The 13,864-nt window shown below is 64.5% G+C and carries 16 protein-coding genes; 9 read left to right on the forward strand and 7 right to left on the reverse strand.

The features are described from left to right. The first annotated feature begins 116 nt into the window (after positions 1–116). From XH93_RS30470 to XH93_RS30490, 5 genes are all read left to right on the forward strand, one after another. The gene (locus XH93_RS30470) at positions 117–884 is read left to right on the forward strand and encodes an SDR family NAD(P)-dependent oxidoreductase (protein WP_194470297.1); all 768 of its coding nucleotides are present in this window, start codon (positions 117–119) and stop codon (positions 882–884) included. A 22-nt stretch (positions 885–906) separates the two neighbouring features. After that, positions 907–1,692 (forward strand): carboxymuconolactone decarboxylase family protein, encoded by a 786-nt coding sequence (locus XH93_RS30475; protein ID WP_194470298.1) that lies wholly within the window; start codon positions 907–909, stop codon positions 1,690–1,692. 22 nt (positions 1,693–1,714) lie between these two features. Beyond that, complete coding sequence (locus tag XH93_RS30480) at positions 1,715–1,945, forward strand: tautomerase family protein (protein WP_194470299.1); 231 nt, start codon at positions 1,715–1,717, stop codon at positions 1,943–1,945. Between the two features lie 121 nt (positions 1,946–2,066). Further along, entirely contained in the window at positions 2,067–2,462 is a 396-nt protein-coding gene (locus XH93_RS30485) for a cupin domain-containing protein (protein WP_210340522.1), read from the forward strand. Positions 2,463–2,510: 48 nt separating this feature from the next. Then, positions 2,511–3,281, forward strand: coding sequence for an SDR family NAD(P)-dependent oxidoreductase (locus tag XH93_RS30490; RefSeq protein ID WP_194470300.1), 771 nt, complete (start codon positions 2,511–2,513; stop codon positions 3,279–3,281). Positions 3,282–3,317: 36 nt separating this feature from the next. On the opposite strand, the gene XH93_RS30495 is transcribed toward XH93_RS30490, so the two are convergent. Beyond that, a complete protein-coding gene (locus XH93_RS30495; RefSeq protein WP_194470301.1) occupies positions 3,318–4,028 on the reverse strand; it encodes an NUDIX hydrolase in 711 nt (236 codons plus the stop codon). A 9-nt stretch (positions 4,029–4,037) separates the two neighbouring features. Then, positions 4,038–5,063: an ABC transporter substrate-binding protein gene (locus tag XH93_RS30500; RefSeq protein WP_194470302.1), complete on the reverse strand. Its 1,026-nt coding sequence runs from the start codon at positions 5,061–5,063 to the stop codon at positions 4,038–4,040. 238 nt (positions 5,064–5,301) lie between these two features. Here XH93_RS30500 and XH93_RS30505 point away from each other — a divergent pair, with 238 nt between their 5' ends. Together XH93_RS30505 and XH93_RS30510 are read left to right on the forward strand one after the other, a co-directional pair. Next, positions 5,302–5,751, forward strand: a complete 450-nt coding sequence (locus tag XH93_RS30505; RefSeq protein WP_194470303.1) for a cupin domain-containing protein — start codon at positions 5,302–5,304, stop codon at positions 5,749–5,751. A gap of 276 nt (positions 5,752–6,027) precedes the next feature. Next, positions 6,028–7,350 (forward strand): 4Fe-4S binding protein, encoded by a 1,323-nt coding sequence (locus XH93_RS30510; RefSeq protein ID WP_194470304.1) that lies wholly within the window; start codon positions 6,028–6,030, stop codon positions 7,348–7,350. 307 nt (positions 7,351–7,657) lie between these two features. On the opposite strand, the gene XH93_RS30515 is transcribed toward XH93_RS30510, so the two are convergent. Further along, a complete protein-coding gene (locus tag XH93_RS30515) occupies positions 7,658–8,551 on the reverse strand; it encodes an SDR family oxidoreductase (RefSeq protein WP_194470305.1) in 894 nt (297 codons plus the stop codon). 92 nt (positions 8,552–8,643) lie between these two features. Here XH93_RS30515 and XH93_RS30520 point away from each other — a divergent pair, with 92 nt between their 5' ends. Then, positions 8,644–9,477, forward strand: coding sequence for a helix-turn-helix transcriptional regulator (locus tag XH93_RS30520; protein WP_194470306.1), 834 nt, complete (start codon positions 8,644–8,646; stop codon positions 9,475–9,477). Between the two features lie 178 nt (positions 9,478–9,655). On the opposite strand, the gene XH93_RS30525 is transcribed toward XH93_RS30520, so the two are convergent. From XH93_RS30525 to XH93_RS30540, 4 genes are all read right to left on the reverse strand, one after another. Next, positions 9,656–10,474 (reverse strand): Crp/Fnr family transcriptional regulator, encoded by an 819-nt coding sequence (locus tag XH93_RS30525; RefSeq protein ID WP_194470307.1) that lies wholly within the window; start codon positions 10,472–10,474, stop codon positions 9,656–9,658. 35 nt (positions 10,475–10,509) lie between these two features. Next, positions 10,510–10,941, reverse strand: a complete 432-nt coding sequence (locus tag XH93_RS30530) for a hypothetical protein (RefSeq protein WP_194475385.1) — start codon at positions 10,939–10,941, stop codon at positions 10,510–10,512. A 226-nt stretch (positions 10,942–11,167) separates the two neighbouring features. After that, entirely contained in the window at positions 11,168–11,953 is a 786-nt protein-coding gene (locus XH93_RS30535; RefSeq protein WP_194470308.1) for an ABC transporter permease, read from the reverse strand. Beyond that, positions 11,953–12,774, reverse strand: coding sequence for an ABC transporter ATP-binding protein (locus XH93_RS30540; RefSeq protein WP_139485649.1), 822 nt, complete (start codon positions 12,772–12,774; stop codon positions 11,953–11,955). The genes XH93_RS30535 and XH93_RS30540 overlap by 1 nt, the downstream gene beginning before the upstream one ends. Positions 12,775–12,938: 164 nt before the next feature. Between XH93_RS30540 and XH93_RS30545 the strand changes: the two genes are divergently transcribed. After that, on the forward strand, positions 12,939–13,862 hold the full coding sequence (locus tag XH93_RS30545) for a 2-dehydropantoate 2-reductase (RefSeq protein ID WP_194470309.1): 924 nt from the start codon (positions 12,939–12,941) through the stop codon (positions 13,860–13,862). Positions 13,863–13,864: the final 2 nt, after the last annotated feature.

The following is a 13,864-nucleotide window of genomic DNA, read 5'->3' on the forward strand; positions in this document are numbered from 1 at the left end:
ATCTATCACCTAATCGCGCGGGCGCGGAAGACCTAGGTTCTGATCAGCCATCGATCCGCAGCACGCGTGACGACCGAACGGATCGAATGATCCTGCAACATGAAGCGAGGAGTTGGATGAACCCGATCTATGACTTCAAAGGACAGGTGGCCCTGGTCACCGGTGCCGCCAGGGGCATGGGACTGGCGACGGCACGGATGTTCGCCGAAAGCGGCGCCTCCGTCGTTCTGGCCGACCTCGACGGCGATCTCGCCGCGACGGAGGCCGAGCGGATCGTCCGGGACGGCGGCACGGCCATTGGCCTCGCCTGCGACGTCGCCGACGAGGCGCAGGTGGCAGCGATGGTCGACCGCGCGGTCGCAGAGTACGGACGGCTCGACATGGCGTTCAACAACGCCGGCATCCAGGTGCCGCCATCGGACGCCGCCGAGGAACCGATTGAGCATTTCGAGCGCGTCGCAGCGGTAAACCAGCGGGGCGTCTGGGCCTGCATGAAGCATCAGCTGCGCGTGATGCGCGATCAAGGGAGCGGCGCGATCGTCAATTGCTCTTCGTTGGGCGGTCTCGTCGGCCTCCCGCAACGCGCGGCCTATCACGGCACCAAACACGCCGTGCTTGGAATGACCAAGAGCGCGGGTGTGGAATATGCCCCCCGCGGCATCCGCATCAACGCGGTCTGCCCCGGCACCATCGACACGCCGATGGTCGCCGACATGCTCAAAGGCCAGGCCGCCGCGATGGCCGAAATCATGAAGCAGCAGCCGATCGGCCGCCTCGGCCGGGCCGAGGAGGTCGCGGCCGCCGTCTTGTGGCTATGTAGTCCCGCCGCAAGTTTCGTGATCGGCGTTGGCCTGCCGGTCGATGGCGGCTTCACCGCGCACTGAAGATCATAGCAAGGCGTTTCCAATGAGAGTCGTTGCAGCAATCGCCCTTTCGCTCTGCCTGGCGCTACAGGCCTCTGCCCAGACGGCAGCGACCAGAATGGAAGGAAACAAGGTCATGCCAACGATGGAAGACATTCGCGCCACCGTGCCCGCCCTCGAAAAGTATGGCAAAGACGTCCTGCTCGGCGATCTCTGGAAGCGGCCGGGATTATCGGCGCGCGACAGGAGCATCGTCACCGTCGCCGCGCTGATCGCCCGCGATCAGACCGTCGAACTGCCATACTATCTGGGCCTCGCGCTCGACAACGGCGTGAAGCCGTCGGAGATTTCGGAGATCATCACGCATCTCGCCTTCTACACCGGCTGGGCGAATGCGATGGATGCGATCCCGGCGGCGCGGGACGCGTTTGCGAGCCGCAACATCGGAGCCGATCAGCTTCCACCGGCCTCCGGGCCCCAGCCTCCGCTCGACGAGGCGGCGGAGAAGCAGCGGGCGACGCGGGTCGGAGAGCAGTTCGGGCAGGTCACGCCGAGCCTCGTCCAGTACACGACCGATGTGCTGTTCCGGGATCTCTGGCTCAGGCCGGCGCTGGCTCCGCGTGATCGCAGCCTGGTCACCGTGAGCGCTCTCATCGCGACGGGCCAGGTCGCCCAGATCACTTATCACCTGAACCGCGCGATGGACAACGGGCTCACGCGCGAGGAAGCCGGCGAGGTGCTCGGCCATCTCGCCTTCTACGCCGGCTGGCCCAACGCATTCTCCGCGGCGCCGGTCGTCAAGGACGTCGTCGAAAAGCGCGCGCATTGAAGGAAGGCGGAAGGAAAGCGTCATGCCGCACGTCGTCGTCAAGCTTTACCCGGGACGATCAGATCAACAGAAGCAGGCGCTCGCTCAGGCGATTACCAAAGCGGTGATGAGCACGCTCGGCTCCGGCGGAGAGTCCGTATCAGTCGGCATAGAAGACGTGGAGCCGAAGGACTGGGCGAGCCGCGTCTACGAGCCGGACATCGTCGACAAGCCCGAGACCATCTTCAAGCAGCCCGGCTACGATCCTCGCTGAGCGGAGCAAGGCGATGATCACCCGCAGAGGCATGCTCATCGGCGGCTGCGCCGCCGCCCTGACAGATGTCGGCCGGTCGTCGGCGCAGACGACTGACAGTTCGAAAGGTTTTCGCATGGAAATGGACATCAAGAGAAACGGGTCTCGGCCTTCCCAGAAGGGCTCACAAGATTGGTTCAGCGGGACCGTTCGCATCGACCCGCTATTTCAGCCGCAGGATCCGGCGCGTGCCGGCGCCGGTCAAGTCACGTTCGAGCCCGGCGCCCGGACCGCCTGGCACACGCATCCACTCGGGCAGACGCTGATCATTACGGCAGGACTCGGCTGGGTGCAGCGGGAAGGCGGTCCGGTCGAGGAAGTCCGCCCCGGCGACGTCGTCTGGTTTCCTCCCGGATTGAAGCACTGGCATGGCGCTTCGCCGACGACGGCGATGACTCACATTGCGGTCCAGGAATCCTCCGGCGGCAAGAACGTGGATTGGCTGGAGAAAGTGAGCGACGAGCAGTATCGGAAGTGATGCGCGGGCGCTGTAGAGTGCGTTCCGAAACATCCGGAGGAGCAGCGCATGGCGATCGTATTCATCACCGGCAGCACGGACGGTCTCGGCCGGGCGGCGGCGCAGTCGCTCCTCGATCAGGGGCACCGGGTGGTGCTGCACGCACGTTCGGCGGATCGCGCCGCTGCGCTCGGAGAGTTGGCCTCGCGCTCCGAGGGAGTTGTGGTCGGCGACCTGCAGAGCGGCGCCGAGACGAAAGGCATCGCTGATCAAGTGAACGCGATCGGGCGCATGGATGCGGTCATCCATAATGCCGGCGTCTACACGCAGCGCAGCCGCGGCTCAACGCCGGAAGGTCATGCCGTCACGTTGGCGATCAATACCATTGCGCCGTACATGCTGACGGCACTGATCGAGCGCCCCGCCAGGTTGGTCTATCTCAGCAGCGGGCTGCACCGCGGCGGCGAAGGCTCGCTGGATGATCTCGACTGGACGAAAAGGTCCTGGGATTCGGCCAAGGCCTACGCCGAGAGCAAGCTGCACATCGTCGCGTTGGCGTCCGTGCTGGCGCGACGCTGGCCGCGGGTCCTCAGCAATGCGGTCGATCCCGGCTGGGCGCGCACGAAGATGGGCGGCGCGGGCGCCCCGGTCGATATCGAAACGGGTCAGAAGACGCAAACCTGGCTGGCGGTGAGCGACGATCCCGCCGCGCTGGTCAGCGGCCGCTACTGGCATCATCTCCGGCAGCAGGAGCCGGCCAATGAGGCGACCGATCCGAGTTTTCAGGACGCGCTCATCGACAAGTTGGCCAAGCTGACCGGAGTTAAACTACCGGCGTAGCTTCATCGTCAGAGGCGGGCCGCCACGAGCGCACGCCTACGCCGGCAGCTGCGCCTCGATGAAGGCGGTGACGAAACGCGGCATAGCGGCGGTGAGGTCGGCGCGGCTGCGCACCAAATGGATCGCGGCGAGCTCGGGATCGTCCTGCTGCGCGAGGTTGGCCTCGATCCGCTCACGCAAGGCCTCGCCGGACATGCCGACGCGCAGGATCCGCATCATCGCGAGCGCGGGCCCGGTGTAGATGCAATGCCAGTCGGCGTCGGCGCGGCAATCCGCCGGCGTCAACCCCGTCTCCTCCTCCAGTTCCCGCAGCACGCTCCCGGCGATATCGACGGTCTCGCCGCTGATGTCGTCGAGATCGGGCGTGCCGGAAGGAAAATAGATCCGGCCGGGATTGGAGGTGTGCTCGCCCATCTCGCCGAGCACGAAGGCGCCGTCGTCGGCGAGCAGCGCGCCCATGCCGAAGCCGTTGAAGATCTCCCGGTCGGGAAAGCCCCAATCGCGCCAGGCGAGGAAACTCGCAAAGTCGGTCTCGAAATAGCTGGCGCTGAGCCGCCCGTCCGAAAACACCGGATCGCGGCCGAGCAGCACGCGGCCGTTCCACAGGCTCGGCTTGGCGCGCTGCTCGGCTTCGAAATGCGCATCGATGTCGGCGCGCCGCTGGTCCGCGAACGGCCACGGCCGCCGCTGCAACGCCAGATCAAGCGCACTGACGCGATGAATGACCGGAGCCTGCGTGCCACTCATCGTGCTTGGCTACTTCGCGTTTCCGGTCGTCTTCTTGACCTGATCGACATACTTGTTGGTGTAGGTCTTGGTCACGTCGATGCCGGCCTTGGCGACGTCGGGCGAGCCGGTGCTGAACACCGCGAGCACGGCTTCCGCCCCCTTCGGGTCCATCTTGCCGGTCTGCGAATACATCGGGATCGTGTTCTTCAGCGCGGCGAGATAGAGATCCCTGTTCTTGCCGACGAGCTCGTCCGGCATCTTGGCCATGATCTCCTCGGCCGAGTGCGAATGGATCCAGTTGAGCGTCGCCATGATGGCGTTCGTCAGCGCCTGCACTTCCTTCTCGTGGCCGTTGATCCAGGCTGTGGTCGAATAGAGCGCGCCGCCAGGATATTCGCCGCCGAACACTTCGAGCGTATCGTGCTGGGTGCGGGTGTCGCTGAGGATCTTGAGGTCCTTGTAGCTGCCCTGCAGCACGGTGACGGACGGATCGAGCATCACGGCCGCATCGATCTGGCCCTGCTCCATCGCGGCGACCGCGGTGGCGCCGAGGCCGACGCCGATTACGGCGGTGTTCATCGGATCGACGCCGTTCTTCTTCAACAGATACTTCAGGAAGAAATCGGTCGAGGAGCCCGGCGCGCTGACGCCGACCTTCTTGCCGGCGAGGTCCTTGATCGAGTTGATCTCGCTTGTGTGCTTCGGCGAGACCACCAGCACCAGGCCGGGATAGCGGTCATAGACCACGAAGGACTGCAGTTCCTGCTTCTTGGCCGCGAGATTGACGCAGTGGTCGAAATAGCCGGAGACGACGTCGGCGCTGCCGCCGAGCACGGCTTTCAACGCATCCGAGCCGCCCTTGAGATCGACCAGCTCGACCGCGAGCCCGGCCTTGTCATACTCGCCGAGCTGCTTGGCCAGCACCGTCGGCAAATAGCACAGGCAGGCGCCGCCGCCGACCGCGACCGTGATCTTGGTTTGCGCTGCGGCAAGGCCCGTGGACATTGCGAGCGCCAGCAGCGTTCCGGCCAGCTTGCCAAGCAGTTTGTTCATGACGTCCTCCGTTCGACTGGCCGGCAAGATAGAGGAGCGAGCCCGGCTTGAGAAGGCGACTTTGGTGCCAAGGTTCGGCGAAGGAATGGCTGCCATGTTCGGCCGGTGACGGTTTATTCCGCGCGCGCCATGCGATCTTTTCGTCGCATCGAGCACATCGGGCGCGCCCGAGTACTGGCCAAGGCCGGCGCCGCCGCATAGCATCGCCGTCACAAAAAAACACCAGGGGAGGATTTCCATGAATCGCATCGCCACGACGCTGTCGATCGTTGCCGCTTTCGCCGCCGGCTGCGCCGTCACCCACGTGCTGCGGCCGGCGCTCGCTGCCGAAAACATCAGCGCGCAGATCATCCACACCGGCGAGATGGAAGGCGACAAGCTCGGCGATGCCAACAAGGTCGGCTTCCGCTCAAAGATGTTCGTGTCGGCCGACGGCGCCACCGTCTCGCTCCAGGACGGCAACGTGCCGAAGCACCTGCATCCCAACACCAACGAGCTGCAGTACATTCTCGAAGGCACCGGCACGATCTGGCTCGGCGACAAGGAAGTGACGGTGAAGCCGGGCGATCTCGTCGTGATCCCGAAGGGCACGCCGCATGGCGGCACCAAGCCGAACGGCCGGCCGCTGAAAGCGATCGCGATCAAGACGCCGCCCCAGGCGCCGGATGATACCAAGATGCTGGATTGAGAGGCGGCCTCTCCACGTCATTGCAAGCCAACGGGTCGCGCGAACGCGCGCCCGATGACAGGCTCCGCGAAGCAATCCATCCCTCCACATACGCGGGCCGATGGATTGCTTCGTCGCTTCGCCCCTCGCAACGACGGCAAGATGAACCGGTCCGGTTAGACACGGCCGCGTACGGCCTGCGGTTCCATCGTTAGATGACACGTAGCATATAATTGACTTGCTCCGGACCGCGCTCCCTCATAAGATTACGATCGACATCTTATACAGGGCAACGCCATGAGCTTGGACGATCATCCCACGGTCAGGGCCGTGCGCGCCCGCAGCCACACGGTCCACGACACTCCGATCTCCTCGGAATTCATCAAGCAGATCGCCCGGGACTGCGGCGCCGACGACGTCGGCATCATCGAGTTCGATCGGGCGGCGATCGCGCCGCAGCGGGACTCGATCCGGAAGGTCTATGGCCGGACCCGCGCGCTGCTGGCGATCGCCTGCCACATGAACCGGGAGCCGGTGCGCTCCCCCACCCGCTCGGTCGCCAACGAGGAATTTCACGGCACCTACGATCACGTCAACGAGACCGCACGCGCCATCGTTCGCGCGCTCGACGAGCACGGCATCCCGTCCTGCAATTCGGTCGCCGCGTTCCCGATGGAAATGGACCTGCCCAAGATATTCATGGTCCAGCACAAGCCGATCGCGGTGGAAGCCGGCCTCGGACGGATGGGCATCCATCGCAGCATCATCCACCCGAAATTCGGCAGCTTCGTCCTGCTCGGCACCATCCTGCTCGGGCGCGAGGTCGACGCCTATGACCGGCCGCTCGACTACAATCCCTGCCTCGAATGCAAGCTGTGCGTCGCGGCCTGCCCGGTCGGCGCCATCAAGCCGGATGGCGGCTTCGATTTCATGTCCTGCTTCACCCACAATTATCACGACTTTCTCGGCAACTTCTCACAGTGGGTGGAAAAGGTCGCGGACGCCAAGGACGCCAAGGATTATCGCGCCCGCGTGCCCCGCAGCGAGACCATGAACGTCTGGCAGTCGCTGTCGTTCAAGCCGGGCTACAAGGCGGCCTATTGCATCTCCGCCTGCCCGGCCGGCGAAGACGTGATCGGCCCGTTCCTGCACGATCGCGACGCCCATTTCGCCGACGTGGTGAAGCCGCTGATCGACAAGGACGAGTTCGTCTACGTGATCCCCGATACCGACGCCGAAGACACGGTGACGCGGCGCTTTCCGCACAAGAAGGTGCAACACGTCGAGTCCGGGCGCCACACCGGCAGCATTCAGGGCTACCTGTTCTCGCTCTCGCTCGGATTTCAGCGCGGCCGGGCAAGGGGCCTCGATCTGGTAGCTCATCTGAGCTTCACCGGCGCAACCACGCTCGATGCAACGGTGACCATCAAGGGAAAGGACCTCCAGGTGGTGCCGGGCCGTCACGTCGGAGAGGCGTCCCTGCGCATCACGGCCGACACCAAGGCATGGCTCGGCGTTCTCAACCGCGACGTTGAGCTTGCCGACGCGATCAACGCGGGCCTCGTGAGCCCGAGCGATGAAAAATTGTTCGTGGCCTTCATGCGGTGCTTCCCGCTCTGAATGAGCTGCGTATGCGGATTAGCTGCGTGGTTCGCTTTGCCACGATTACCAGCTAACGCGCGCTATACCTTGGTGAGGTGAGCACATTGGCGAGGCTCCCTCACCCCTTGCGGCGAAGGTTGGGCAGAGGGGTAAGCCCCGGGCGAGATCGCGGATGGAGCCGCTGCTTTCGCAACCAAGGTCATGCATGCATCGATACGCATATCGAGAGAGCACGCCGTGTGGCACCCCTCTCCCTAACCCTCTCCCGCAAGCGGAGAGGGAACCCTGGCATTGTGCCCGATTACGCTCTTGTCCGCGCCACGCGCTACACCGCGAAATACGCCGGATGATCGATATCGGCGAGCAGCCCGGGTTGTTGCGGCTGCCAGTCGAGCCGCGCGCGGGTGCGCGCGCTCGAGGTCGGCACATCGAAGCTTGCAAAGCGGCCGAACAAGCCAAAATGCTCGGCCGCCGCCTCGGGCGACTTCGACACCAAGGGAATGTCGAGGCGGCGGGCGATCACCTCGGCGATCGACTTGAACGGCACGCCCTCGTCGGCCACGGCATGGAACGGCCCGCCTTCGACGCCGCGTTCGAGCGCGAGGCGATAGACGCGCGCCGCGTCGAGGCGGTGCACGCCGGGCCAGCGGTTTTGCCCGTCCCCGATATAGGCGGAGGCGCCCTTCTCGCGCGCAATCGCGACGAGGCGCGGCACGAAGCCATGGTCGCCATGACCGTGCACCGACGGCGGTAGCCGCACCACGGCGGCGCGCACGCCGCGCGCTGCCATTGCCATCGTCGTCGCCTCCGACGCGCGCGGGTAGGATTCGGAGACCGGGATCGGCGGATCCTGCTCGGTCGCGACGCGGCCCTGCGCCACGCGGGCCACGCCGGACGTCGTGATCAACGGGCGTTGTGAGCCTTCGAGCACGGCGCCGAGCGTCTCGATGGCGCGGCGGTCATCTTCGCAATTCTTGGCGAATTTCGAGAAGTCGTGATTGAAGGCGCAATGGATCACCGCATCCGACCGTGCCGCGCCGCTGCTGAGGCTGTCGAGGTCTTCGAGCGTGCCGTAGTGAACCTCGGCGCCGGCGGCGGCGAGCGCTGCCGCACCCTGGTCCGAACGGGTCATGCCGAGCACCTGATGGCCGGCGGGGATCAATTCCTTGGTGACGGCCGAGCCGACCCAGCCGGTGGCTCCAGTGACAAACACGCGCATGCAGGTCTCTCCAGGTTTCGTTGGAGACAAATCTCACCGCTTGAGCTATCCTGGTAAAGTAGTGACATTATCATGGTATAATAACTAACAGGATGAGCGAACCCACCCCGCAGGAAAACCTGCTCGGCGCCTATCTGAAGGACCGCCGCAGCAAGCTCGATCCGGCCGCGTTCGGCTTTCCCGCCGAGCGGCGCCGCACGCCGGGGCTGCGCCGCGAGGAGGTGGCGCAGCGCGCCAATATCAGCCCGACCTGGTACACCTGGCTCGAGCAGGGCCGCGGCGGCGCGCCGTCGGCCGACGTGCTCGACCGCATCGCGCGGGCGCTGATGCTGACGAGCATCGAGCGCGAGCACCTGTTCCTGCTCGGCCTCGGCCGCACGCCCGAAGTGCGCTACCAGCGCAGCGAAGGCGTGACGCCGCGGCTGCAGCGCGTGCTCGACGCGCTGTCGCCGAGCCCCGCCGTGATCAGGACCGCGACATGGGACATCGTCGCCTGGAACCGGGCGGCGACCGTGATGCTGACGGATTACGGCGCGCTGCCGCCGACGGAGCGCAACATCCTGCGCTTCATCTTCCTCGATCCGCGCGTTCGCGCCGCCCAGCATGACTGGCAGAGCGTGGCGCGCTTCGTGGTCGGCGCGTTCAGGGCGGACGCGGCGCGCGCCGGCGCCGCCGCCGTGGTGCAACCGTTCGTCGACGAACTGTGCCGGCTCAGCCCCGAATTCGCGGCGCTGTGGCGCGACAATGACGTCCGCAGCCATGGCGATGGGGTCAAGCACCTGCGGCATCCCCTGCTCGGCCCGATCGCGTTCGAGTACTCCGCATTCGCGGTCGATGGCCGGCCGGATCTCAGCATGGTGGTCTACAATCCCGTGGACGCCGAGGTCGTCGACAAGATCCGCGGGCTGATCGACGCGGCGCGCTAGAGCATGATCCGGAAAAGTGTGAAGCGGTTTTCCCTCGCGACAAACGCGGAACGCGTTTGCGCGGAGATCATGCTCAAACAAAGAGCTAAAGCGCGATGACGATTCGACCCAATCTCAGCGCGCTTCAGCCGCGCATCAGGTCGCGTTGGTCATTCTACGACGTGCATCGACCACAATCTCAAGGCGGATCACTGACAGCCACCGTCTGCGATCCGGCATTCTGCTGCGCGACGGTTTTTTCCAGCCGGGCGATGTTTTCCAGCAGGCGCTGGCTGGTCAGGACGAGAAAATAATAGCCGAATTGCGGGCTTTGAAAGTAGAGCTCAAGCAGCCTGTCATAGGTGATGGTGAGAACTTGTCCGTCCTCTATGCATTCGACCGTTCCGGTTCGCCGGTTATTCGGCGTCAGGAAGCCTAATTCTCCCATGAGACGCCCTGGCGGAAGCTCGACGTCGATTTCCTTGACCAGGAATCGTCCGGTGACGGTCAGAAACATTTCCGTCGCTACGTCACCCTTCTTGAACAGTCGGTCGCCCCGCTGGTATCGGCGTTCGGTCATGAATGGCCTGAGCCATTCCATCGACATGTCACCCTGCGCCGCGGTACGCGCCTTCTTCACCAGCCTGAGCATTTGACGAAGGCGAACGGCATTGATCGGCAGCAACAACAGATAGAGCAGAAAAGTGCTGACGTTTCCTGTCAGCGCGCCGAAGGTCGCGAAGAATGTGCAGCCAGCCATATTGGCGACGCGCAGCGGCACCATCGTCTGCATCAGCAAGGTCGCGACAAAGAAGATCGCGCCGATCAATGCAAACATGTTGGCAAGTGTTATGTTGGCCAATCCAATCTCGAGCAGCCGATTGAACAGCGCATCGTAGGTCACGTTATTGGGATCGAGTCCGAGCTGAACCAGAATCTTTGCGACCCTGAGATTGTCCGCGGCGGTATCGAGGATACGGTTGAGTATCGTCGAAATATCTGCGCTGTTGAGCTCCATTGGATCTTCTCTTCGCGAAGCTGATTAAAAACTGTTCAATTCTTGAGAAACGTGTAGGCGACGATCAGAGCCACCATGGCAGCGAAGATCAGCAGGGCCGGCACGGATTTCCGGCCGGCGGGCCTGTCGGGAGCGGCCGCGGCCAGCCGAGCCGGCGGAGTCATACGCGGTGGAGACCGTGCGGCACCTTTAGCCGCCGATGCCGCGGCGGCTTCCAGGTCCGGCGCCGTGCCAAGGCCTCCCATCTCGCGATAATAACTGGTGTAAACCTCGCGAACTGCCGCTACTTTCGACTCGGCCTCGCTCATCCCCTCGAGCCTCGCTCTATAATCAAGCAAAACCGCCTGCGCATTCGCGGGCAGGTCATCGAAGCTTCCGAGCTTCGCCATCATGAGCCATGTGGCAAAGTCCGCCTCAGCTTTGAAGTGGGCTTTTCGGGCGATCCTGATGCTCGGGCGTGAGGCCATCATTATCTGATCGACTTGCAATGCAAAATCGCGGCATTTCATGACGTACGCTGAACGGTTCGCCTAGGTGTGCGAGCTATCCAGGCTGGCGTCAAGTACCGCGTGGTGATTCGCCTCCTGCGCAGCTCTCACGTGAGCGCCCACGCCTACTACTTTCCTATAACGTTGCCGTAACAGCCGTCTTGAAAACATCTATGCAACGTCCGGCCAACGGGTATGGTCGACCCTAATCCTGGCGCACCGCCGTCGGCCGCCACACCAATAGCCGCTTCTCCACCATGGTCACGACCATGTCGATCAGGATCACGAAGGCGGACAGCACGAACATGCCGGCGAACACGCCGGCGACGTCGAACACGCCCTCGGCCTGCTGGATCAGATAGCCGAGGCCGGCGGCGGCGCCGAGATATTCGCCGACCACGGCGCCGACCACCGCGAAGCCGACCGAGGTGTGCAGCGAGGAGAACATCCAAGACAGCGCCGATGGCCAGTAGACGTGCCGCATCAATTGCCGCTCGCTCATGCCGAGCATGCGGCCGTTGTCGAGCACCGTGGTCGGCACCTCCTTGACGCCCTGGTAGACGTTGAAGAACACAATGAAGAACACCAAGGTGACGCCGAGCGCGACCTTGGACCAGACGCCGAGCCCGAACCACAGCGCGAAGATCGGCGCCAGCACCACGCGGGGCAGCGCGTTGACCATCTTGACATAGGGATCGAACACTGCGGCGACGCGCGGTTGCCGCGCGAACCAGAAGCCGACCAGAATGCCGCCGGCCGAGCCGATCACGAAGGCGAGGATCGATTCCCACAGCGTGATCGCAAGGTGCTTCCAGATCACCCCGGTCGAGAACCATTTTATGATCTGGCTGAAGACGTCGACGGGATTGGAGAAGAAAAACGGCGGCAACAATATCTTGCCGAACACCGGCACGCTGGCGAAGAACTGCCACAGTCCGAGCACAACAACGGCGACCAGGATTTGAAGCGCGAGCAGCGTGATGCGCGACATCAGGCAGCCCCCGCCTGGGTCGACTGCACATAGCCCTTCATCACCTCGTCCTTCAGCACGCTCCAGATCTCCCGGTGCAGGGCATGGAAATCCTTCTCCATGCGGATTTCCGAAATGTCGCGCGGCCGCGGCAGCGTGATGCGCCAGTCGCCGATGATGCGGGCCGAGGGGCCGGCCGACATGATCACGACGCGGTCGGCCAGCGCGATCGCCTCCTCGAGATCGTGGGTGACGAACAACACCGCCTTGCGGTCGGCGGTCCACAATTCCAGCAGCAGATTGCCCATGATCTGCCGGGTCTGCGCATCGAGCGGGCCGAACGGCTCGTCCATCAGCAGGATCTTTGGATCGCGGATCAGGACCTGGGCCAGAGCCACGCGCTTGCGCTGGCCGCCGGAGAGCATGTGCGGATAGCGGCCCGCGAAGGCGCCGAGCCCGACTGAGCCCAGCCACTTCTGTGCGCGCGCCAGCGCCTCGGCGCGCGGCGTGCCGCGGATCTCGAGGCCAATAGCGACATTATCGATCGCGGTCTTCCACGGGAACAGCGCATCGGCCTGGAACAGGTAACCGGCGTCGCGGTTGAGGCCCGCGAGCGGCTTGTCGAAAATCCGCACTGCGCCGCCGGCCGGCCGCAGCAGGCCCGCCGCGACGTTCAGGAGCGTCGATTTTCCGCAACCCGTGGGCCCGACGATGGCGACGAACTCGCCATTGGCGACCGCAAAATTGGCCTGCTCGACCGCGGTATAGACCCGCCCATCCGCCAACCGAAACGCCACCGTCGCACTGTCAAGCGCGACCGCCGTCGGCTCTGTCTTCTCCACCACGCTGCCTCCCGCGTTTGCGGGATGGCTTAGCGGTTCGGGCCGGCAAGTTCAACGCCGGGATGCTCACGCGGTTTTCACGGAAAGCGGGTTGAGAATTGCGCTGAGATCGCCGAGGCTGGGCCCACAGGAAGCCAAGGTCGGCGAACGCGAGGAGGCGGATCATGCGGATTGCAGTGGTGGGCGCAGGCGGCGTCGGCGGCGGCTTTGGCGCGGCGCTGGCGCATGCCGGGGCCGACGTCACCTTCATCGCGCGCGGCGCGCATCTCGCGGCGATGCAGAGCGAAGGGCTCAAGGTTCAGGGCGGCCGCGGCGAGACCCATCTGATGCCGACCAAGGCGACCGCCGATCCGGCCGAAGTCGGACCGGTCGATATCGTGCTGTTCTGCGTCAAGCTGTGGGACGTCGAAAGCGCCGGCCAGCACATCAAGCCGATGGTCGGACCAAACACCGCGGTGATCCCGCTGCAAAACGGCGTCGACGCGCCGGACCGGCTGATCCCGATCCTCGGACGCGACGCTGTGATGGGCGGCGTCGCCCAGATCAGCGCGTCGATCATCAAGCCCGGCGTGATCAACCAGGTCGGCACCTTCATGCGCATGATTTTCGGCGAGCTCGACGGCAGCGTCACGCCGCGCGGCAAGGCGTTGCTGGAGCTCTGCCTGAAGGCCGGCTTCGACGCGACCTTGAGCGAGCAGATCACCACCGAGCTCTGGATGAAGTTCGTGCTGCTCGCCGCCAATGCCGGCATGACCGCCGTGACCAGGCAGCCGATCGGTGAACTGCGTGACGATCCCGACTTGCGTCCATTGTTCGTCTCGGCCTGCGAGGAGACCATCGCGGTCGCCCGCGCCAACGGCATCAAGCTGCCGCCGGACGCATTGACAAAAGTGCTCGACTTCATCGGCCACGCGCCGCCGGCGATGAAGGCCTCGATGGCGCTCGATCTCGAGCGCGGCAACCGGCTCGAACTGCCGTGGCTGAACGGCAAGGTGGTCGAGCTCGGCCGCAAGCTCGGCGTACCGACGCCGACGCACAGCATGCTGTATGCGGTGCTAAAGCCCTACGCGATGGGCGCGCCGGGCTGACG

This window comes from Bradyrhizobium sp. CCBAU 51753 (assembly GCF_015291565.1).
In the GTDB taxonomy this organism is placed as follows: Bacteria; Pseudomonadota; Alphaproteobacteria; order Rhizobiales; family Xanthobacteraceae; genus Bradyrhizobium; species Bradyrhizobium ivorense.

Bases quoted from the DNA above. Each gene is read 5' to 3' on its own strand.
- XH93_RS30530 (WP_194475385.1), bottom strand. From the start codon at position 10,941: ATGGCCTCACGCCCGAGCATCAGGATCGCCCGAAAAGCCCACTTCAAA.
- XH93_RS30505 (WP_194470303.1), top strand. From the start codon at position 5,302: ATGAATCGCATCGCCACGACGCTGTCGATCGTTGCCGCTTTCGCCGCC.
- XH93_RS30500 (WP_194470302.1), bottom strand. From the start codon at position 5,063: ATGAACAAACTGCTTGGCAAGCTGGCCGGAACGCTGCTGGCGCTCGCA.
- XH93_RS30545 (WP_194470309.1), top strand. From the start codon at position 12,939: ATGCGGATTGCAGTGGTGGGCGCAGGCGGCGTCGGCGGCGGCTTTGGC.
- XH93_RS30475 (WP_194470298.1), top strand. From the start codon at position 907: ATGAGAGTCGTTGCAGCAATCGCCCTTTCGCTCTGCCTGGCGCTACAG.
- XH93_RS30510 (WP_194470304.1), top strand. From the start codon at position 6,028: ATGAGCTTGGACGATCATCCCACGGTCAGGGCCGTGCGCGCCCGCAGC.
- XH93_RS30480 (WP_194470299.1), top strand. From the start codon at position 1,715: ATGCCGCACGTCGTCGTCAAGCTTTACCCGGGACGATCAGATCAACAG.
- XH93_RS30490 (WP_194470300.1), top strand. From the start codon at position 2,511: ATGGCGATCGTATTCATCACCGGCAGCACGGACGGTCTCGGCCGGGCG.
- XH93_RS30485 (WP_210340522.1), top strand. From the start codon at position 2,067: ATGGACATCAAGAGAAACGGGTCTCGGCCTTCCCAGAAGGGCTCACAA.
- XH93_RS30495 (WP_194470301.1), bottom strand. From the start codon at position 4,028: ATGAGTGGCACGCAGGCTCCGGTCATTCATCGCGTCAGTGCGCTTGAT.
- XH93_RS30520 (WP_194470306.1), top strand. From the start codon at position 8,644: ATGAGCGAACCCACCCCGCAGGAAAACCTGCTCGGCGCCTATCTGAAG.
- XH93_RS30535 (WP_194470308.1), bottom strand. From the start codon at position 11,953: ATGTCGCGCATCACGCTGCTCGCGCTTCAAATCCTGGTCGCCGTTGTT.
- XH93_RS30470 (WP_194470297.1), top strand. From the start codon at position 117: ATGAACCCGATCTATGACTTCAAAGGACAGGTGGCCCTGGTCACCGGT.
- XH93_RS30525 (WP_194470307.1), bottom strand. From the start codon at position 10,474: ATGGAGCTCAACAGCGCAGATATTTCGACGATACTCAACCGTATCCTC.
- XH93_RS30515 (WP_194470305.1), bottom strand. From the start codon at position 8,551: ATGCGCGTGTTTGTCACTGGAGCCACCGGCTGGGTCGGCTCGGCCGTC.